This window comes from Endozoicomonas sp. Z74, assembly GCF_057680865.1.
This window is the reverse complement of record NZ_JBLYZI010000039.1, coordinates 1-19,616: the sequence shown is the minus strand read 5'-3', so window position 1 is coordinate 19,616 and position 19,616 is coordinate 1. Positions and strand designations below refer to the sequence as shown.

The following is a 19,616-nucleotide window of genomic DNA, read 5'->3' as shown; positions in this document are numbered from 1 at the left end:
TCCGGAATCAATCATCACAGACCCGGAGTTGATCCATGCCACTGGTATCTCCCCCCCCCTCAGAATGCCCCGCCATTTTGATCTTCAGTCTCATGTTATTGGCCGAGTTGGCATGACGAAGCGCCTGTTCCGCTGAAATCCGACCCGCCTTGAACAGACTGAACACGGCCTGATCTGTGGACTGCATACCCTCTTCTGCAGAGCGCTCCATCAGCTCATTGATTTCATCGATCCGCCCTTTCTTGATCAGCTCTGCCATGGCCGGGGAGTTTAATAGCACTTCATGGGCAGCCCAGACAGAGTCACCCTTTTCTGAAGGAATCAACTGCTGTCCGATGACCGCCCGGATGCTGAGAGACAAATCAAGAAGCACTTCAGAGTGCTGTTCCTGGGGGAAAAAGTGAATGACCCGCTCAAGAGCCTGGTAGGCATTGTTGGCATGGAGGGTTGCGATACACAGGTGCCCTGTCTCGACGAAATCCATGGTGTGCCTCATTACCCTGGGAGAGCGAATCTCTCCAATCACCACCAGATCAGGCGCCTGTCGCAGAGCATTAGCAAGCCCTTCCTCATAGCTGGTGGTATCAAGACCCACTTCACGCTGGGTCACAATGCACCCCTGATGGCTGTGGATAAATTCAATGGGGTCCTCAATGGTGATGATGTGCCCTTTGCCCTGTTGATTCCGATGATTCACCAGAGCGGCCATTGAAGTGCTTTTACCTGAGCCTGCGGCCCCGGTGATCAGGATCAACCCCCGTTCCTGAAGAATCTGGTCACCCAGATGAGCGGGAAGCCCCAGCTCATCCATCGTCGGGATATGGTGGTGGATACGACGAACCACCATCCCTGGCTCGCCTTTCTGGAAAAAAGCACTGACCCGGAAACGTCCCGCCTCCCCATGCTGGAAGGCGTAATTACTCTCCAGACATTGACAGAAAGACTGGTATCGATCACCGCCCATGAGCTTTTGAAGGGCCAGCTGAACCTGCTCGCTGCTTAAAGGGTTGTTGCCGGCAGCCACCAGCTGATTGTTAATCTTCAGGCAGGGGGGATAGCCCACCGTAACAAACAGCTCCGAGCCATTGCGGTCAGCCAGCAGGGACAGGGCTTTATTGATATCCACAGTAAAGAGAGCCTTCTGCATAACACAGGGTTTCAGGACCTCCTACTGTTGTCGGCCCCGTCAGGCCTCCCTTAATGCCAGGCAGATGTCCTCTTCCAGGTCTTCCGGCTTGGTGGTAGGCGCATAACGCCCCATCACTTCACCCTTGCGGTTCAACAGAAACTTGGTGAAATTCCATTTGATTTTCTGGGTACCCAGCAGCCCGGGCGCAGCCGTTTTAAGGTCTTTATACAGCGGTGTAGCTCCCTCTCCATTCACCTCTATTTTTTCAAAAACGGGAAACGTAACACCGTAGTTCTTTTCACAGAAAGCGCCAATTTCACCGCTGTCCCCGGGCTCCTGACGACCAAACTGGTTACAGGGAAATCCCAGAATGACCAGTCCCTGATCTTTGTATCGATTATGGAGATGCTCAAGCCCCTGATATTGAGGCGTAAAACCACACTTACTGGCCGTATTGACAATCAGAACCACCTTGCCCTGGTAATCTCCAAGAGACTGAAGCTGGCCATTGAGCAGTGGCATGGTGTATTTCTGCAGTTCCATCGTATGAACCTCAGCAGCAATTTTTAATTATTGTAAGTACAGATGCCTCATCTGCACGGTGGAAAATCACCTTGAATAACCGTTTGCTTTCCTGTTTTTCTCTCGCTATGAGCATCTGTTTACCATTTTTTCAGACAAGATTTCCAGAAAGCAGCGTTAAACACCCCCTAAAAAAATCACCAGAACGCCACAGCCCAGTGCCAGAAACCTTACCCCTCTCTGCCTGAAAGGACCAATAACACCAGAAGCCATTAAGCCGACGCCCGCCGTCAGTTTAGCCAGAGCCAGTAGCGCCAGCCATGGGTGAGTTGTCAGTTCCAGCAGAGAAGGGTTGGCCACAAACCCCAGAGGAACAACAAACAACCCTATCCCTATCTGCATGGACTTTATCGCCACCGGCAACCAGGGGGTATCCGCAATCCCGGCAGCAATAAACACATTGCCACAGACCGGAGGAGTAATGGTACACAGCAGGGCATACCAGAAAATAAACAGGTGGGCATGCAACTCAGGCAGCCCAAGGCCTGTCAAAGCGGGCGCGGCCACAGAAGAAGCAATCACATAAGCGGCAGTGGTTGGCAGCTCCATCCCAAGCACCAGGCTGGCCATTCCTGTGAGAATCAGGGCAACCCAGAGGTTTCCTCCCGACGCAGAAAAAATCAGCGATGTCAGTTTGATCCCAAGTCCGGTCATATGAAAGACCGCCACAATCAAGCTGGCGCAAAAAAGAATCGCGGCAATCCCCGCCACCTGCCTTGACCCTGCCACAACTCCCTGGGCAAAGCGCTCCCACCAGCCCATTGGCTGCCAACTCCCTTCCGGGTCCATCAGCAACAAAAGCCAGGTGATAACAATGGCCACCACCGCAGCAAACGCGGCGGTGTAACTGGTAAACACCAGCATGTAAAGAATCACTCCAAACGGCAGGACAAAACAGGGAACGGTTTTGACCAGGCCTTGCCACCGTGGCAGCTCATGGGGGGCCAATGGTTTCAGATCAAGCTTGAGGGCAAACAGGTGAACCCCCAGCCATACCGTAATAAAAAACAGCAAAGCAGGAAAAAAAGCCGCCACCATTACATCGGTATACCGAACTCCCAGCAGCTCAGCCATCAGAAAGGCACCGGCTCCCATCACCGGGGGCATGATCTGCCCTCCCGTGGAAGCGGTATTGGCGGAGGCCACACCGGAAATGGTGCCGTATAACGCGGAAGAAACCACTGCCACTTTCGCTTCACCCGCCCGGAAGCGGCCGGCCAACCAGGTAGACAACGCCATAAACCCCTGCCCCGTTGCCCCAGTGCTGATAAAAGCCCCCAGCAAGACAAAGGGAGCAATCACCTCCGCAGAACTGACCATTAACGGGGACCATAGCCCCCCCTCACTGAAAGCCAGTGTTCCCAGAAAGTAATTGAGCGGAAGTCCCCCATGGCCCAGTTGTCCTGGCAGCCAGTGTCCTGACAGGCCATAAAGCAGAGCCAGTGAGGCAATCAGTGGGAGCACCCATCCTATGGTTCTTCGGGCCATTTCCAGAACTACCAGAACCAGAACAGCGGCAACAACATACTGTTCGCTTCCCTCGACCGAACCAAACTGCCGGGTCAACACTGGATAATGAATGACCACATAGGCGGCTGACACCAACCCCAGCAAACCCAACGTGATTGAACCAGCTCCTTGTTTCTGATCCCTGAATCGGTCACTGCCGGGAGCCATCAGAAATACCCATGGCAGGGTCAGCATCAGATGTAATGGCAGAGTCACCAGGCTGGGCAGCAACCCGGCAAACACCAGATAGAGATGAAACCCCACCAATGCAAAACCGGGCAATAGTCGCCATTTCGAGCATGAACAATTGTTCATCAACGCATTGAGGCCGGTATCGTCACACCGGTTTCGTCATAGTATCTCAGGGCTCCCCGGTGCACCCGCGCTCCCATCCTGTTGATCTGCTCTGGTCTGACGGCTTTCCACCAGCTGTTTTTCCCGGCAGCCCCAGACTTCCACTCCCAGAAAGCACGGGTGATCCGGTACGCGGTGTGATCATCCATCTGCGTGGTGACATAGGCTCCCACCGGCGTTCCTACGGTCTCAATATCCTGACTCTGCCCCCGGTAGGTCAGAGCTGGAATGGTGACCGGAGCCGATTCGGAATCCAGTGCCAGAATCCTCTCCCGTTCCCGGGATGTCAGAGACAGCAGCCGAACGGGCGTTACACTGGCCAGTTCACTGATCTGGGGAGAGGGGTATGAAGAACAGCTGATAAATCCATCCACTTTGCGGTTTCTCAGTGCCCCGGAAGCCGCTGAAATTTCTACAGAAACGGTATTGACCTTCTCTTCCAGGCCCAGCGCTTTCAACACGGCTTTAGACCGTTGCTCACAGAAACTGCCAACCCCGCCGGGAATCAGGTTTTTTCCCGCCAACCCAGCCATTGAGCGAATCCCGCTGCGCTCTGAAACCACAAAGTGAACCGTAGTGGAAGGCATTACAAACAGTGATCGAACCGGATCCGTCAAACCACTGCCCTCATAATCCAGGAAAGCGCCCCGCCGGTTTCTGGCTTCGTCAATCAACGTTGGGGGAGAGGTAAACAGAAAGTTGCCGGAACGAACCAGGGCTTCCCTGACATTTTGAATAGAGCCCTGGCTCTCTTCCACCGTCGGCTGGATGGTACCTTCGCTTCTCACCTTTATCACTTCAGACAGTTGCACCATCATTGCATAGTAAGAAGTGGATGCCTTGGCGGACTTCATGGTCAGCCGTACCACATCCGACCGAGCAGTGGTTCCTGCCATGAGGGACAGCAGGGAACAAGCCATTAGAAGCCACCTGAAAAGGCGATAAAAGTGACGCCCCAGCCTCAATATCAGCAGCCCTGTAGAAGCCTTTGACGCAGTCATGAAGTGCCTTGTTAACCTGCAGTATGCGGAGTCGATTAATAAAATAGATGACGCCCACTGACGTCGTTAAAAAACTGTCGATCCAAACCTTGCCAGCCATTATTAGTGTCAAAAAAAGATCAGAAGTTCATCATAATCAAGATAAATAACTGGCTATCACCCCCTTATATTGTTTTGTTCTCAGTTAAGCGAAAAAAACCAGTAATAAATCCTTTTTTCAGTTGTCAGCTTCCTTTCAGACATCTTCACTTTTTATTACTGCCCAACCAACAACACACGTTGGAAGGGCCCATTATTTCTGATGATGAACGGGAGAGAATCATGAAAAAGATCATTTTATCCGTAGCCACCTCTGGCATGCTTTTACTGAGCGCCAGCGCCATGGCAGACCGGGATTATGTCAGCGAAGCCATGAAAAGACACGGTGTAACCTCAACACCAAAAACTCTGTTTTCGGTCATCAGCACACGTTCTTCCATGAATGAAGCTGTGGTTCCGACTATGAGAGAAAAGCGTGCCGCCCACAAAGCAGAATGGATGGAAAGAAAAGGCAGCTAAGCTTTACCCAGTACCCGTGTGGTTCCACTGTGAGCCACACCATTTATTCATTCTCAAGGGGCTTTCTTAGCTTCCCCTCCCGCTTAAACAGAACAAATGTTCAATAAAATCCAGTCAACAAACCGCAGAACCTCTTGGGAAGTTTGTAGTCTAAACTCACAAATCCCTTATCAAGTACCCTAAAGCCATGCAGTTAGTATCCGACTTTCTGGAAGAATTCCGAAGCTGCCTGCTTCAGCTGAACCCTGACCAGCTTCTGGCCATGAACATGCCCGATGACATTACCGGGTGGGGCATTACCCGTGAGGATGACTTCAACAGCCTCGATAGCCTGTATCCCCGGATGCAGCACCGCTGTCAGCTGGTGGAACAGGCCGACATTGAGCTGGAACCGCTGGATGCCTTTGGGAATGGCCATGCAGCTGTGGTTATCTGTCAGTACAAACGCAAGTTAATCCTCAAGAGCGGAAACCGAATTAAAGATGACAATCTTCGATTCAGCTTTTACCTGGTTGAATCCAATGGTGCCCTGAAAATTCGCCATGCCCATTTAAGCAAGCCCTGGCCTGCGGGCCTCGACTGTCCCAGCGATCCCACTCCTGTCCGCTCCGACTTTGGACAGCCTGCCAGCCCCGTTCGACTCAATGAGGCCCAGATGAGACCTTTTATGGAACATTTGCAGAAAAAGGTCGCTTATACCGAATCCACCAATGTGAAGGGGCTTGCCAGCCTTCAACATCATGGTAATAGCAATGTCTTCTGGCCAATGCAGGGGGCAGAGCTGCGGGGCAATGAGCAATATCGCCGGTATCTTGAGCAGCTCAGTGAACAGTACCCGTCCCCTTTTCTAAAATATTATCAACCTGTCGTTTTTCAAAACCACTCCCTGGCCTGCCTTTCCGCTTATGCGGAGGCGGGTTATCAACTCGACGGAGTCCGACATACCCTTTCTCCCATGAGAGTCAGTTACTTTCTCCAGGAACAGGATGGCCAGTGGCTTTGCCGACACAGCCACTGGTCCCTGCCCTTTGGTGAAGGAGCGTTTTGAGTCGGGTTTTGTGTTGTGCTTCACTTCGTTCAGCAACAACCTGCATGGCCTAATGCCCTCCGGTTGAAGGCTGGAGAGTCAAAGGAATACGGCTCTGAAAGTCCTTCATACGAAAGAGTGGAGGGTCTGGAAAATACTGGTTTGTCCAGTTCAGGAGAAGGGTTTCCCATCCCCTCAGGCTGTCGCCGCTGTCCTCGGGCAGTTCTGAGATCAACTTCTGGTGTATCAGGCGCAAAAGAGTGGATGAGTGATGGCCTGTAAGATGCAGGCAGATTCCAATCTTGGCCAGTAGTTCAGAATTCGCCTCCTTGAGAACGAACTCAGGATAATCCCGGAAGTATCGGGGCACCCAGGCCACCAGTGAGTCATTCACAGGCTCCTGGAGAAAATCACTGGCCGCAAGCACCAGATGAGTCATGGCTTTCCATTTATGGTTTAACTGCTCTTTCGGTAATTTTTTATCCAGATGGTCAGGGTATACCCTCTTGAAGGCATCTATATAAAGCCTGCGATAATCACCAAGCCCCACATTCATCAGGGCATACACCTGTTCTGCCTGGTTCGGGGCAAACCGGCGGATAACCTCGGCAGACTGCAGGCCAGGACGAAAATCAAAACCACTGATGACCTTCTCCAACCGGTCACCGGCATTGCCTTTCAGCTCCAGAGAAGAGTAATGGAGGCGATTCAGTTCTGGCAGAACCATAAAACTGTAGAAGACATAGTCCTGAAATAAGCCAAGATCGTCGTCTTTCTTCAGCCATCCCGCATCCAGGGCAGCTTCCTTCCGGAGCCGGTTATTCCTGAGGCTGTGGCTGAATTTCAGCAAGCGGTCAGAGGCAATATACAAGTCTGCAGTGGCGGTGTTCAGCCAGACTTTATTACCCGTAATCCGGTAAAGCATTCTGGCGTATTTCCCCTGCTCATCAAGAGGCGCGGTATACAGAGAGCCTGCCAGACGCTCCATTAACGTATCTGCAACATTCTCATCAACATTTTTAACCGCAGTTTTAACAGCAGCGCTGCCCTGCCCCTCAAAGCCCGGTGTTATCCACAGCAATGAAACAAACACCAGAGCCAGCCCTGCAAACCTGCCCCCCAACCTCTTCATAAACCGCAACCAGATAGTGAACCCTTGCATCAGTTTAGACGGGCTAAACCGATTTCAATGGGGATTCACGACACTCATTTACTGATAGCGCCACCTCTGTGAGTGCTTGAGTAATTTATGGCCACACAGCATATGAACCACCTTCACCGCTGCCGCAGTCAACATAATCAATACCCCCATGGCGGCAGCGGGACCGTTCTGACCCGCGTCTTCCATATTCATTACGGCAACCGAAGCGGGCATGATGTCCGCGGAATAGAGGAACACGACCGCTGACGTTGTTGTCATGGCATTCACAAACAGATAGATGGCTATGTCCATCAGCGCAGGCATGCAAACCGGCAACGACACTTTCAGAAAGGCTTTGTACTGGGGAATTTTTAATGACGCGGCTACCGACTCAACTTCCGCAGGTAACTTTTTCAAAGCCGCCTGGGCGGTCAGATGCCCAACGGTAAAATAGTGAGCAACGGTGTTCATTACCAGCAGAGCCATGGTGCCATAGAACACTCCCAACGGATTCCCCGGAAGATTAAAGAAGAAGATGTAGCCAAGCCCCAGCACCATCCCCGGAACCGCCACGGGCAACATGGCCATTGCCTGAATACCGCCTCTCAGCCAGGCGGGCATTCTGGTTTTTTCAACGTTATAGGCTGCGACAAAAATAATCATCGTACCGACAATGGCCGTACCAAAAGCCAGTTTGACGGAGTTGAAAAAGGGAGCCCAGCCCTGGGCGCTGAACGCTTCAAAATCGTAGTTCTGCAGAGACAGCTCCAGGTTCCATGGCCAGAAAGTGACCAGAGACCCATAAACCGCCATACCAATGATGGACAGGATCGCCAGAATAATCAGGCTGCAGACCACCAGGAAAATACCGTCTCTCAGGGGACTGGGGTCCGGCTGATAAGTCACGGAACGGGAGCCAAACAACTCTTTCTGTTTTTTCTGAACCCTGCGGTCCACCATAAAAGCAAGAATGGCAGGCACCAGTAACAGCACGCTGGTGACCGCCCCCATGGCAAAGTTCTGCTGTCCCACCACCTGCTTGTAGATATCCGTTGCCAGTACATTGTATTGCCCACCAATCACCTTGGGCACACCAAAGTCCGTCACCACCAGCGTAAACACTACGGCCGTCGTACTGATCAGCCCGAACTTTGCGGCGGGCAGAGTCACCGTCATAAAGGTACGCAGTGCCGATGACCTCATCACCCTGGCCGCTTCATAGAGCCTGGCATCCGACGTAGAAAGGGCCGTGTTGAGAATCAGCAGGGCATGGGGAAACGTCCAGAACACCAGGCCGATGACAATACCGGTGACCCCATAGATGGAATGCCCCATGAGCAGGTCCCTGGCAACCCCCTGATTACCGAACAGGTAAATCATACTGATCGCCGGTAACAGCGAAGGGGCAAGAATCGGCAACATACCCAGCACTTTAAAGAAGGGCTTGAAGGGCATACAGGTCCGGGTAAGGCCATAGGCAAACAGAAAAGCCAGCGACACCACCAGTGCAGTCACCACTGCACCAACAGTCAGTGTGTTGGTAATGGACTGGGTCAGTGCGGCACTGCCCAGATACTCCATAAAATTGGTCAGGCCGATATACTGCCCTTTATCATTCTGAACACTTCTTGCCAGCATCGCCAATAAGGGCAACAGCAGGGTACCAATGAGATAAAGAAAAACGGCGCCAACGCTGACACCCAGCACCCACTTTTCCGGCTTGAATGCCAGCCGGAACAAGGGCTTCTCAGACTGAATGGTGCTGACACTGGAGGTTGTTATTGTCATGGTCAGTCCCCTTTATTCCGCTGGAAAAACATGTATGTGCTGTTCCTGAATCACCAGCCTGGACTCACAACCAGGGTGCAGCCCAAGACCGGCCAGCTGATGAACAGGGACGTCCACCTTAATGGGCTTCCGGGTTTGCCAGCCCAGAGGCGTGCACTGGGCACGGACAAAGGTCCCCTGAAACTCCATGTTTTCAATCTGGACAGGGAGCTCTGTGGCCCCCTGGCCAAACGCCAGGTCTTCCGGACGAATACCCAGTAGCACCCTGCCGCTGCGGCTTTTTTGTGGTGCCAGGGCCAGAGGCTGATTTCCCAGTAGCGTCTGGTTGTGATCCGTCACGGTTCCGTCCATAAAGTTCATGGAACCCACAAACTCCGCCACAAAACGGGACGTCGGATGCTGGTATATCTCTCTGGGGGACCCCACCTGCTCAATACGACCATGGTTCATCACCACAATGCGATCGGCCATGGCCATGGCTTCCTCCTGATCGTGGGTGACCATAATCGTGGTAATACCCAGGCGTTTCTGCAGGGAACGAATGGTTTCCCTCAACCGGACTCGGACTTTAGCGTCCAGGGCTGAGAGCGGCTCATCCAGCAATAACAGCCCTGGAGAAAGAGCCAAAGCCCTGGCCAGGGCAACCCTCTGCTGCTGGCCACCGGACAGCTGGTTGGGAAATTTATGACCGGCCTCCTCCAACCCGATGGTTTCCAGCCATTCCTTCACCACTGAGTGGACTTCCTGGCGTGACCGCCCCTGGTTTTCCAGGCCAAAAGCAATGTTGCCAAACACCGTCAGATTGGGAAACAGGGCATAGGACTGAAAGACAATGCCAAAGTCCCTTTGCTCCGGTGGCAGATGCGTACAATTGACCCCGTTTTGCCAGATCTCTCCCTGATCACTGCCTTCAAGGCCAGCAACCAGCCTCAGTAGCGTGGTTTTACCGCACCCGGAAGGGCCAAGAAAGCAGATAAACTCCCCCTTCTCAATGGCAAGAGAGATGTCTTCAAGGGCCGTAAATGATCCGAACTGCTTACCCAACTGACGGATAGAGAGAAAAGCTGACATAGACGGAGGGGTCCTTTTTCACCGGGATGTTTTAACGGGGACAGTTCAGGCTGTACGACTGACAGAGGCAGTGGGATTCTCTGTCAGGGTCATCAAAAGACGACCCTGACCACCCAATCAGGATTTTGGCTCAGACTTATGATCGAAGCGCTCAGACCACTCCTTCAGCACCGCCTTTCGGCCCGTGGCCATGGCGCCGAAATCCATGGAGACCATGGCGCTTTCCACATCGGGATAGTTGGGAACCGGCTTGTGGATATCCTTGTGGCCCACCACCGCATAAGCCTGGGCATATTGCTCATTGGCTTTTGCCGTCAAACTCCAGTTAACCAGTGTTCTGGCCGCTTTCTCTCTGGGGGTTCCCTTTACGAGACCCACGGACTCAACATCCCAGCCAATGCCACCTTCAGGCATGATCAGAGCCAGAGGCGCACCCTTGCTTTTCAGCTGGGCACCGCGAATTGCCTGGGAAATACCAATGGCAACCTCTCCCATGGCGGCCTGGACACAGGGCTTGGAACCAGAATGGGTATAGTGGGCAATGTTCTTGTTCAGTCCGGTCATGTAGTCCCAGGCTTTCTCTTCACCCATGCTTTGCAACCAGGCAGACACCTGCATATAACCGGTACCCGAGGAGGCCGGGTTGGGCATGGCAATATGACCTTGATACACCGGCTTTAACAGGTCCTGCCAGGATTTGGGTTTGGGCAGGTTTTTGGCTTTGGCCACCGCCTCGTTGTAACAGACCACATTGAAAAATGCCTGGTTGCCAAACCAGGCCTTTCCAGCTTCCGGGTCTACCAGCTCTGCCTTGATTTCACTCAGACCTTCTGGCTTATAGGCTGCCAGAACTCCTTCCTTTTTCAGCAATGCCATACTGGAACCCGCCAGCCCCCATACGACATCAGCCCGGTTATTATTTTTTTCCGCCAGCAGCTTGGCGGTCATAACGCCCGTGGAGTCCCGGACCCACTTGATGCGAATATCCGGGTGCTCCGCTTCAAAGGCTTTTTTGTAGCGGGCCAGCAGGTCCGACTCAAAAGCGGTATACACGGTCAGCTCTTCGGGAGCCGCATTGGCACCCATGCTGATAATGGAGGTGACTGCCAGCGCCAGTGCACTCCGTGCAGGGAATAAGCCTTTAGCAGATAAAAAGCGTTGCCTGTTCATGGTCAAAGATCCTCAGACCGGTGGTAGCCAAAATCTGGTACAGACCAGATGGGTTACAAGGATCGTAGAAAGATTAGATGACCATGGTGTGACAGCTTTTTTGCAGAATTATGAAATTAACAGGCAAAACTATTCGCTTCGAGGTTAAAACTTCTAAGATATATCCTCAATACTGTACAACAATTAATCACCCTCCATTTTATGTTTCATCCCTGCTATGGTGACGATGATGAGGTTACTTATAATAAAATTATTCTTTTTTATGCTTCTTTCTTTTAGTTCATTACTATACAGCGGCTTTTCGTACTATGGAGTAAGAGATCGGGCAGTAAAAAATGGTAAATATGTTGGATCAGTAATATGCGACGACGAGCTACATACAGCCACTGTATTCATTTACCTTCAAAGACATCAAGGCCTCTACCCAGGCATTTTAAAAATAACTGCAACCCGGTTCCAACCAAGCAACCTGATTGAAATTGAATGGTTTGATGTCGGTAATGTTATAACCATAAATGATCCACGTGCTGACCCAAACAAACCATCACATCCACATTCAATCGTTACTCCAGAAATTCTTAATTATATGGTAACTAACACTGGAGGAAAGGTTAACTTCCATTACCCGCAGGCATCCGAACAACGAACACACAATTTAATCAAGCGTTACGATGATGAATTCAGGAAAAATCAAATACTTCATGGAACTGCAAAAATTGCACTTTATAGAAACCAGTGGGTTCAACAAATATTTCTGGGGAGATTTACATTAATACCAGTCTATGCCCATAACCTCAGAACACATACAACCCATGAACAGCTAACCACACACAACTTGCGAAAACTGCTGGAAGGGCTACTCATTTTACTCAATTTTGAAAGTGCACTCCCCGTGTATCAAAACATTCTTGAACATCATCAATCCAACGTTTTCACTCATCACTCAAGATACAAGCCAGAGCCAATGGCCAGTGCACCCCAGCCTTGTTTATCATATCCCATGCCTGAAGTTCATAACCCTCTTGAAACCGTACAGGAAGGAATACTAATTCATAATCATTCAGGTACTTATATCCAATTACCCCAGGGAATTGTTCCAGTTCAATACCTGGTCGGACAACCACTGTTCTTTGCACCTCCCCCGCCAAACTGCAAACCCTTCCAGGATCCTCCATATCACCCCCCCTATGGAGAAGGCGGAGGGGCTGGTAGCAGTGCTGGAATGAGTTATTAATAGTTTCTGATGACTATACCCGTGGGTCCATAGAGTTATCGGGTCTCAGCCGTGATCACCACTGCATCCTGTCGCCAGTACTCAAAATCGCAGTCAATCACCCGGCTCTTCTGATCCAGATTGACCCGGGTCACCAGCAGGCCTGAACTGCCCGGCGTCACTTTCAGGTGCTGTGCTGAGTCCCCATGAAGGCCAACCGGATAGAGTTGAAACCGGACATGGCGGTACTCCATTGCGTAGTTTTCACGGTAAATATCTGAGAGCGACCGCTCAAGGTCCTGCTCCAGCAGCCCGGGAAACCCTTCCGGGTTAATGTAGTTTTCTACATACAACACCGTTCGGGCATCCACGGAACGGAGCCGCTGCAATCGATAAACCGGGGTAAGAGGCTGCAGCCCCAGCATCCTCTGTACTTTAGCGATTGCCGGAACCTGTGACGCCTTTAACAGCCGGGTTTCAGGTGTCCGCCCCTGGTCAGTCACCATGGTATGGAAGTTGACGTTTCTGGTCGGGTCATAGACCAGCCTTTCGGGAGAAACAAACCAGCCCCTCCGGTCTTCCCGATAAACCAGACCATCCGCCTCCAGAGAAGACAAAGCCTCTCTGAGGGTCACCCGGGTGGTGCCAAAACGTTCACTGAGCAGGCGCTCAGAAGGAAGCCTTACACCCGGCTGAAGCCCGCCTTTGTCGATCTGCTCACACAGCGCCTGTCGGATCAGTTGATACTGGTTGCTTCCATGGTCCATATTCATTCTCAATAAGCTCTTAATGAGCAACAGGGGACAGCTGGATTCTGAGGGGAGGCCACCTGGAGTTCAAGGCAGGTAACCTTATTACCGGGATTCCAGGCTTCGATCACCAATATCCAGAGCTTCATCAATACCGGCAATGACCCAATCAAGCTCCTCACGGGTCACCACCAGGGGAGGCACTACCCAGACCCCAAACTTATCCCCGGGAACATAGATGTTCTTCTCATGGAAAAGAAAGTCGGCGATCTCTTTTACGACGGTCGTTGAATATTTCTCAGTATGCTTCCTGAGTGGCTCCCGGGTTTTTCGATCAGCCACCAGCTCCAGGGTCCAGAACAACCCCAGCCCTCGAACATCGCCAACACAGGGGTGCTTGTCTTTCAGCCGGTGCAGGCGCTCACCCAGATAATCACCCAGCTCCCGGGTTCGCTCCAGCAGCCCCTCATCATGGAGCACACGAATACTCTCAAGGGCCCCGGCGGCAGCCAGAGTATGACCGGAAAAGCTCTGGCCATGGCCAAAAATCTGCTCATCGAAAGCGCCACTGATTTTTTCCGAAAAAATGGTCGCCGCCAACGGTGCATACACCCCCAGGGCTTTTCCCATAACAATGATGTCCGGCTCAATATCATAGTGCTCAAAGGCAAAAAACCGTCCTGTCCGTCCCATCCCGGTCATGGTTTCATCCACAATCAGCAGAATGCCCCACTGGTCACAGAGCGCCCTCAGCTTTTTCATATAGCCGGGTGGAGGAGGGATGATGCCATTGCTGCCCACCACCGTTTCCACCAGCATGGCCGCCACCTTATTGGAGCCACCTTCCTGCTCAATCAGGTAATTCAGATAATTGATATTGCGATCGACGCCTTCCGCCCCCTCCCCAAACAGGTTCCGGTATTCATCCGCATCCGGAGCAAACACCACGCCGGGAACCGATAAAGGTTCCATAAACCAGCGCCTGGGATCTCCCGATACCGAAGCCGCACCGGATGTTGATCCATGCCAGGAACGGTACCGGGAAATAATTTTGTAGGGAAAAGGGTACTGCATGGGGGCATCCACATGGGCTCCGGACGCTCCCATAACTTCGTTGTACTTGTACATCCTTGCCGCTTTGATCGCCGCCTCTACCGCAGCGGCCCCACTCTGGCTGAAGTAGACCTTGCGATTGGAGCTGCCCGGTGCCAGTTCAGCCAGAGTCCGAGCCAGTTCGGCCGTGGGTTCAGTGGCAAAGTCGTCGGTCACATACACGACTTTCTCCATCTGTTTCTGCATGGCTTTCATCACTCTGGGATGACGAAAACCCAGGTTGATGCATTCATGGGCACTTCTCAGATCAAAAATACGCCGCCCATCGGTGGTCTCAATCCAGCAGCCTTCCGTTTGTTTCACCGGCAGTGGCTGATAATCGCCCTGACGACTCCAGCACTGCATGAAATGCCGCTTCTGCACCTCGGCAAATGATCCCATTCTGTGGACTCCTGAACATCAGACAAAATTGGTATAGACCGGTTTATCCACAGATTGTATTCACAGTCTGATGACCATTTTGTGACAAAGCACTGCGAAACCAGCGTGAGCCAAACACACGACGCTCCTTCAATATGAATTTTTTATGAAGATTGAATGGGCTGTATTTACAGGGCGGCCTCCCCATTTCATGATCCGGAAACTGGTCTATACCAAAACGGCTGCAACCCGACACGATCATCAAGAGGAACAGGCATGAAAGCCACAGATAACCCCTATCTGTTACTGACTCCCGGTCCATTATCCACTTCCCGCACCGTGCGGGAATCCATGCTGAGGGACTGGTGCACCTGGGATGATGACTACAACCAGGGCATCGTGGAAAAAATTCGCTCTACCCTGGTTTCCCTGGCCACTGACACCCCCGGCTATAGCTCGGTTCTGATGCAGGGCAGTGGTACCGCTGCCGTGGAAGCCACCCTGGGTACGGTGATCGGCAACAATGACCGGCTGCTGGTGATCAATAACGGCGCCTACGGGGCCCGCATGGCGGAAATCGCCGGATATCTGAACATTGATCACCAGGTGTTGAACTACCGGGAAACCCAGTCTCCCACAGCAGAAGACATTGACCGGGTTCTGGCAACCCATCAGGACATCACCCATGTGGCCATGGTCCACTGCGAAACCACAACGGGCATGCTCAATCCCCTGGAAGCCATCGCCCCGGTGGTTAAACAACACCAGCGGCAACTAATCATTGATGCCATGAGCAGTTTTGGGGGCATCCCCATGGACATTGGCAAACTGGGCATCGACTATCTGGTCAGCTCCGCCAACAAATGTTTTCAGGGAGTGCCGGGCTTCGGGCTGGTCATTGCCCGTGAGGAGCAGCTTGCCCAGTGCCAGAACCAGGCCCGATCCCTCTCCCTGGATCTCTATGCCCAATGGCGCTGCATGGAGATCAACCATGGAAAATGGCGGTTCACCTCCCCCACCCATACGGTCAGAGCCTTCTATCAGGCACTGGAAGAGCTGCATCAGGAAGGCGGGGTCTCCGCCCGGCACCAGCGCTACCTCAATAACCAGAAGCGTCTGGTTCAGGGGCTGGAGGAACTGGGCTTCCAGTGCCTTCTTCCCCGGAAACTCCACTCTCCCTTTATCACCTCCTTTTATTCACCGGATCATCCGGATTACGACTTCAAGCGGTTCTATCAGAAACTGAAACAACAGGGCTTTGTGATCTATCCCGGCAAGGTGTCCGATGCCGATTGTTTTCGCATCGGCACCATCGGCGAGGTCTATGCCAGTGATATTGCCCACCTGATCCAGGCCATTGCCAGCAGTATGTACTGGGAGAACCCATCCCATGATCAATAAACTGAACACGGAAGGGGACATCAACATCACCGAAGCCCGTGCCCGCTGGAAAGCCAGTCTGGATCACCAGCCTACCCTGGAGTGGCTGGAAGAAGACGCCCGTTGTTTTCTCCATCAGTCCATGTCCACTCCCTGCCTGGATGTTCTGACCGCTGCAGAAGGTATTTATATTGAAGGCGCCCGTGGCAAACGGTACATGGACTTTCACGGCAACAATGTTCACCAGCTCGGTTACGGCCACCCTTACGTGGTCCAGCGAATCCGGGAACAACTGGACACCCTGCCGTTCTCCCCAAGGCGATTCACCAACCCCACGGCCATTGACTGCGCCCACAAACTGGCCAGCCTGTGCCCGGACGACCTGAACCGGGTGCTGTTTGCCCCGGGCGGCACATCGGTGATTGGCATGGCGTTAAAGCTGGCCAGAGTGGTCACCGGCAACCATAAAGTGGTGTCTCTCTGGGACTCCTTTCATGGCGCTTCCCTGGATGCCATTGGCGTCGGCGGCGAGGCCTGTTTCCGGGAAGGGATGGGGCCCCTGACACCCGGCGTTGAACGTATTCCGCCACCGGTCCGTTACGGGGGGGTATGGCCAAAAGACGACGGCTCCGATGTTCACTATGCGGACTATCTGGAGTACGTCATTGAAAAAGAAGGGGGCGTCGGGGCGTTTATTGCCGAAACCGTCCGCAATACCGACGTTCAGGTGCCCAGTAAAGCGTACTGGCAGAGAATCCGTGATATCTGCGACCGTCACAATGTACTGCTGATCATTGATGAAATCCCCAACGGCATGGGACGCAGCGGTGAGTGGTTTACCTTCCAACGCTACGACATTACCCCCGATATCCTCTGCATCGGCAAAGGGCTGGGGGGAGGCGTGGTGCCCATGGCCGCCATGATCACCCGGGACCGGTTTAACGTCGCGTCGTCCATTTCCCTTGGGCACTACACCCACGAAAAAAGCCCTGTAGGCTGTGCCGCAGCCCTGGCCACCATGGAAGTGATTGAGCAGGAACAACTGCTGCAGAAAGTAAAAGACGATGAACGCTTTATGCGGGATCGCCTGCACACCCTGAAAAAACGCTACCCATTAATCGGGGATGTCCGGGGCATAGGGCTGCTATGGGGCATTGAGCTGGTGACCTGTGGGGACCAAATGCCCACAGCAAATAAAGAATACAGGGCCTGCCATGAGGCGGAACAGGTGCTTTACCACTGCCTCAATGCCGGGCTCAGCTTTAAAGTATCCCAGGGCAATGTGCTCCAGTTGAGCCCTCCCCTGACCATTAACAGAAACGACCTGGAAAACGCCCTGAACATCCTGGAACAGGGCATCTCCCACATCAGCAAAGGCATGCAACCATGAACCAGAACCCTCGCATCGAAGCCGTGATTCTCGACTGGGCAGGCACCGTCGTAGATTTTGGCTCCTGGGCACCCACCTCCATATTTGTTGAGGCCTTCCGGCAAGCCTACGGTTTTGAGGTTTCCCTGGCTGAAGCAAGAGCCCCCATGGGACTGGGTAAATGGGATCACATCAAAACCCTGGGAAACCTTCCCGAAGTGGCAGAACGGTGGCAGGCACAGTTTGGGCAACCCATGACCGATGGGGAAGTGGACGCGACTTACCAGACCTTTATGCCCCTTCAGAAAGCCAAAGTGGCGGAATATTCCGACCCCATTCCCGGGGCTCTGGAGACCATTCACCAGCTGCGCAGCCAGGGCATCAAAATCGGATCCTGTTCCGGCTACCCCAGAGAAGTTATGGAGATTCTGGCACCCGCCGCCGCCGTTAAAGGCTATTGCCCGGACGCCATTGTTGCCAGCGATGATCTGAAAGCCGGCGCCCGGCCAGGACCCTGGATGGCGCTGCAGAACGTCATTGAGCTGAGCGTTGGCTCAGTCCACCACTGCCTCAAAGTAGACGACTCAGCTCCAGGCATCACCGAAGGGCTGAACGCGGGCATGTGGTCCGTTGGGCTGGCGCTATCAGGAAATGAAGCCGGCCTGACCCTGGCGGAATACCAGGAGGCTTCAGAGTCATTGAAATCTGAAAAAAGAAGGATCGCCACCGACAAACTAACGACAGCGGGTGCCCATTATGTGGTGGATACCCTTGTTGAACTGCCTGAAGTGATCATAGACATTGAACAGCGCCTGCTGAAGGGAGAAAAGCCCTGAGTCAGAGAGTTGAACATTAAGCCCCTGTCGTTCTGCTGTTGGCCAGAATGCTCTCCATTGGCCAGCAGCATCGCCTCTCTACAAACACTGCGTATGCTCGTTATGCGCTCCCTATCTGCAGCCCCTGGGCGGTGAGGCAGGTCAATATAATGTCAATTTTCAGTATGGTACGATAGCTCAGCTTTATGCAGAAGATCGCAGTGTATACAAATGATCCACCCTTCCTGAGTAGTCTTGAAAATGGTCGGCCGTGCGGTAGCGTGTGTGGTTTTTTTTGAAGTTCTGACTCAGCCATTAACTGCTTACTATAAAAGTGGGTGTCGTTTTTTTGCTTTTTTCTGTTATTGCTTGCATATCCATTTTCGCAACCGCTAACAATGAGTAATATTGAAAATATATTATGCAAAATGGTAGAATTTTCTTTTACATCAAGCAGTTATAATGCATGTAAATTTCGTAATATATCTCATTTTGAGTTAATAATGCCGGCATTAGAGGGATATCTCTTAATCTGAGTTTTTTGGCCCCTAATATTCAATATTACTCGGTTTGAGATCTAATAGCTGTTAGCCTTTATGAAAGTTAAGTTCAAAATTTTACGCTATATAAATGTATTCTTAACAGCAACGCTACCATTCTTGTGTGCAGCGGTATTCACTTTGCCGAATCTACTGATGGGCGGGCATTGGGGGGAACTAAATTGGCTAATGCAACCATTAGCGGCACTATCATTAGTTTTGGCTCCTATTACATGGTCAATATTTGTTCTCATGGGTATAAGCTGGGCTCATGACAAAAAGCTTCATAAATCAATTCCTATTATGGGGCTGGCAATTGGGCCTATAAGTGCACTACCTTGGGTTAGCTTTTTAATTCCAGTAATATTTCTTTTACCAGCTATTGTCCTGGCTGTTCGTCTTGTAAACTTTCATCTAGGTAGGTAAGTAAATGAACCAAAAGGCTAACAAGCGCCTGCAATCTGACCTCCGGCCACTGTCACCTTTTGTGCAAAACCCCGCACAAAAGGCGCCATTGGCCTCCGGCAGTTGAGGCGGGCGTTATACGCAGGAGTTACCCACGAATTGTGGACACCCCGCTAAGTTAGATTACAGTCTAACTGGGAGGTGTATCATGAGCCGATATAGAAACCCTGCTTATACCGAAGAGTTCCGAAAAGAAGCTGTTCGTCTGGCAGGCTTACCAGACCACAAAGCTTCTGCTGTTGCTGAACAGCTCGGTATCAGCGTACAGCAGATCTACAATTGG

18 protein-coding genes are annotated in these 19,616 nt (G+C 52.2%); 8 read left to right on the top strand and 10 right to left on the bottom strand.

From position 1 onward, the window contains the following. Positions 1–7 precede the first annotated feature (7 nt). The 4 genes from ACNRUY_RS12970 to ACNRUY_RS12955 form a co-directional block, all read right to left on the bottom strand. Positions 8–1,147, bottom strand: a complete 1,140-nt coding sequence (locus tag ACNRUY_RS12970) for a PilT/PilU family type 4a pilus ATPase (protein WP_488112065.1) — start codon at positions 1,145–1,147, stop codon at positions 8–10. A gap of 39 nt (positions 1,148–1,186) precedes the next feature. Next, positions 1,187–1,672: a glutathione peroxidase gene (locus ACNRUY_RS12965; RefSeq protein ID WP_488112064.1), complete on the bottom strand. Its 486-nt coding sequence runs from the start codon at positions 1,670–1,672 to the stop codon at positions 1,187–1,189. Positions 1,673–1,828: 156 nt separating this feature from the next. Beyond that, positions 1,829–3,535, bottom strand: coding sequence for a TRAP transporter permease (locus tag ACNRUY_RS12960; RefSeq protein WP_488112063.1), 1,707 nt, complete (start codon positions 3,533–3,535; stop codon positions 1,829–1,831). Continuing rightward, the gene (locus ACNRUY_RS12955) at positions 3,535–4,494 is read right to left on the bottom strand and encodes a TAXI family TRAP transporter solute-binding subunit (protein ID WP_488112062.1); all 960 of its coding nucleotides are present in this window, start codon (positions 4,492–4,494) and stop codon (positions 3,535–3,537) included. The genes ACNRUY_RS12960 and ACNRUY_RS12955 overlap by 1 nt, the downstream gene beginning before the upstream one ends. Positions 4,495–4,680: 186 nt before the next feature. On the opposite strand from ACNRUY_RS12955, the gene ACNRUY_RS12950 reads away from it, so the two are divergent. Beyond that, positions 4,681–5,133: a hypothetical protein gene (locus tag ACNRUY_RS12950; protein ID WP_488112061.1), complete on the top strand. Its 453-nt coding sequence runs from the start codon at positions 4,681–4,683 to the stop codon at positions 5,131–5,133. A gap of 187 nt (positions 5,134–5,320) precedes the next feature. Continuing rightward, the gene (locus tag ACNRUY_RS12945; protein ID WP_488112060.1) at positions 5,321–6,181 is read left to right on the top strand and encodes a nuclear transport factor 2 family protein; all 861 of its coding nucleotides are present in this window, start codon (positions 5,321–5,323) and stop codon (positions 6,179–6,181) included. A gap of 49 nt (positions 6,182–6,230) precedes the next feature. Here the strand turns inward: ACNRUY_RS12945 and ACNRUY_RS12940 are convergent, their stop codons facing one another. The 4 genes from ACNRUY_RS12940 to ACNRUY_RS12925 form a co-directional block, all read right to left on the bottom strand. Then, positions 6,231–7,292, bottom strand: coding sequence for a DUF3541 domain-containing protein (locus ACNRUY_RS12940; protein WP_488112059.1), 1,062 nt, complete (start codon positions 7,290–7,292; stop codon positions 6,231–6,233). A 78-nt stretch (positions 7,293–7,370) separates the two neighbouring features. Further along, positions 7,371–9,089: a putative 2-aminoethylphosphonate ABC transporter permease subunit gene (locus tag ACNRUY_RS12935; protein ID WP_488112058.1), complete on the bottom strand. Its 1,719-nt coding sequence runs from the start codon at positions 9,087–9,089 to the stop codon at positions 7,371–7,373. Positions 9,090–9,101: 12 nt separating this feature from the next. Then, entirely contained in the window at positions 9,102–10,160 is a 1,059-nt protein-coding gene (locus ACNRUY_RS12930; protein ID WP_488112057.1) for a putative 2-aminoethylphosphonate ABC transporter ATP-binding protein, read from the bottom strand. Between the two features lie 117 nt (positions 10,161–10,277). Then, entirely contained in the window at positions 10,278–11,330 is a 1,053-nt protein-coding gene (locus ACNRUY_RS12925) for a putative 2-aminoethylphosphonate ABC transporter substrate-binding protein (RefSeq protein WP_488112056.1), read from the bottom strand. A gap of 226 nt (positions 11,331–11,556) precedes the next feature. Between ACNRUY_RS12925 and ACNRUY_RS12920 the strand changes: the two genes are divergently transcribed. Continuing rightward, the gene (locus ACNRUY_RS12920; protein ID WP_488112055.1) at positions 11,557–12,564 is read left to right on the top strand and encodes a hypothetical protein; all 1,008 of its coding nucleotides are present in this window, start codon (positions 11,557–11,559) and stop codon (positions 12,562–12,564) included. 35 nt (positions 12,565–12,599) lie between these two features. Here the strand turns inward: ACNRUY_RS12920 and phnR are convergent, their stop codons facing one another. Beyond that, on the bottom strand, positions 12,600–13,316 hold the full coding sequence (gene phnR / locus ACNRUY_RS12915) for a phosphonate utilization transcriptional regulator PhnR (RefSeq protein ID WP_488112054.1): 717 nt from the start codon (positions 13,314–13,316) through the stop codon (positions 12,600–12,602). Positions 13,317–13,397: 81 nt separating this feature from the next. Next, a complete protein-coding gene (locus tag ACNRUY_RS12910) occupies positions 13,398–14,786 on the bottom strand; it encodes an aminotransferase family protein (RefSeq protein ID WP_488112053.1) in 1,389 nt (462 codons plus the stop codon). Between the two features lie 255 nt (positions 14,787–15,041). Between ACNRUY_RS12910 and phnW the strand changes: the two genes are divergently transcribed. From phnW to ACNRUY_RS12885, 5 genes are all read left to right on the top strand, one after another. Next, entirely contained in the window at positions 15,042–16,166 is a 1,125-nt protein-coding gene (gene phnW, locus ACNRUY_RS12905) for a 2-aminoethylphosphonate--pyruvate transaminase (RefSeq protein WP_488112052.1), read from the top strand. Further along, positions 16,156–17,535 (top strand): aspartate aminotransferase family protein, encoded by a 1,380-nt coding sequence (locus ACNRUY_RS12900; protein ID WP_488112051.1) that lies wholly within the window; start codon positions 16,156–16,158, stop codon positions 17,533–17,535. The genes phnW and ACNRUY_RS12900 overlap by 11 nt, the downstream gene beginning before the upstream one ends. Next, positions 17,532–18,350 (top strand): phosphonoacetaldehyde hydrolase, encoded by an 819-nt coding sequence (phnX, locus tag ACNRUY_RS12895; protein WP_488112050.1) that lies wholly within the window; start codon positions 17,532–17,534, stop codon positions 18,348–18,350. The genes ACNRUY_RS12900 and phnX overlap by 4 nt, the downstream gene beginning before the upstream one ends. Positions 18,351–18,925: 575 nt before the next feature. Then, positions 18,926–19,294 carry a hypothetical protein gene (locus ACNRUY_RS12890; RefSeq protein WP_488112049.1) on the top strand — a complete coding sequence of 123 codons (369 nt, stop codon included), beginning with the start codon at positions 18,926–18,928 and terminating at the stop codon, positions 19,292–19,294. Positions 19,295–19,481: 187 nt separating this feature from the next. Continuing rightward, positions 19,482–19,616: transposase (locus ACNRUY_RS12885; protein ID WP_488112090.1), on the top strand; the 135-nt coding region annotated here is incomplete at its 3' end.

Excerpts from the sequence above, each read along its gene's own strand:
- ACNRUY_RS12970 (WP_488112065.1), bottom strand. The coding sequence starts at position 1,147 with ATGCAGAAGGCTCTCTTTACTGTGGATATCAATAAAGCCCTGTCCCTG.
- ACNRUY_RS12965 (WP_488112064.1), bottom strand. The coding sequence starts at position 1,672 with ATGGAACTGCAGAAATACACCATGCCACTGCTCAATGGCCAGCTTCAG.
- ACNRUY_RS12960 (WP_488112063.1), bottom strand. The coding sequence starts at position 3,535 with ATGAACAATTGTTCATGCTCGAAATGGCGACTATTGCCCGGTTTTGCA.
- ACNRUY_RS12955 (WP_488112062.1), bottom strand. The coding sequence starts at position 4,494 with ATGGCTTGTTCCCTGCTGTCCCTCATGGCAGGAACCACTGCTCGGTCG.
- ACNRUY_RS12945 (WP_488112060.1), top strand. The coding sequence starts at position 5,321 with ATGCAGTTAGTATCCGACTTTCTGGAAGAATTCCGAAGCTGCCTGCTT.
- ACNRUY_RS12940 (WP_488112059.1), bottom strand. The coding sequence starts at position 7,292 with ATGAAGAGGTTGGGGGGCAGGTTTGCAGGGCTGGCTCTGGTGTTTGTT.
- ACNRUY_RS12935 (WP_488112058.1), bottom strand. The coding sequence starts at position 9,089 with ATGACAATAACAACCTCCAGTGTCAGCACCATTCAGTCTGAGAAGCCC.
- ACNRUY_RS12930 (WP_488112057.1), bottom strand. The coding sequence starts at position 10,160 with ATGTCAGCTTTTCTCTCTATCCGTCAGTTGGGTAAGCAGTTCGGATCA.
- ACNRUY_RS12925 (WP_488112056.1), bottom strand. The coding sequence starts at position 11,330 with ATGAACAGGCAACGCTTTTTATCTGCTAAAGGCTTATTCCCTGCACGG.
- ACNRUY_RS12920 (WP_488112055.1), top strand. The coding sequence starts at position 11,557 with ATGATGAGGTTACTTATAATAAAATTATTCTTTTTTATGCTTCTTTCT.
- phnR (WP_488112054.1), bottom strand. The coding sequence starts at position 13,316 with ATGAATATGGACCATGGAAGCAACCAGTATCAACTGATCCGACAGGCG.
- ACNRUY_RS12910 (WP_488112053.1), bottom strand. The coding sequence starts at position 14,786 with ATGGGATCATTTGCCGAGGTGCAGAAGCGGCATTTCATGCAGTGCTGG.
- phnW (WP_488112052.1), top strand. The coding sequence starts at position 15,042 with ATGAAAGCCACAGATAACCCCTATCTGTTACTGACTCCCGGTCCATTA.
- ACNRUY_RS12900 (WP_488112051.1), top strand. The coding sequence starts at position 16,156 with ATGATCAATAAACTGAACACGGAAGGGGACATCAACATCACCGAAGCC.
- phnX (WP_488112050.1), top strand. The coding sequence starts at position 17,532 with ATGAACCAGAACCCTCGCATCGAAGCCGTGATTCTCGACTGGGCAGGC.
- ACNRUY_RS12890 (WP_488112049.1), top strand. The coding sequence starts at position 18,926 with ATGAAAGTTAAGTTCAAAATTTTACGCTATATAAATGTATTCTTAACA.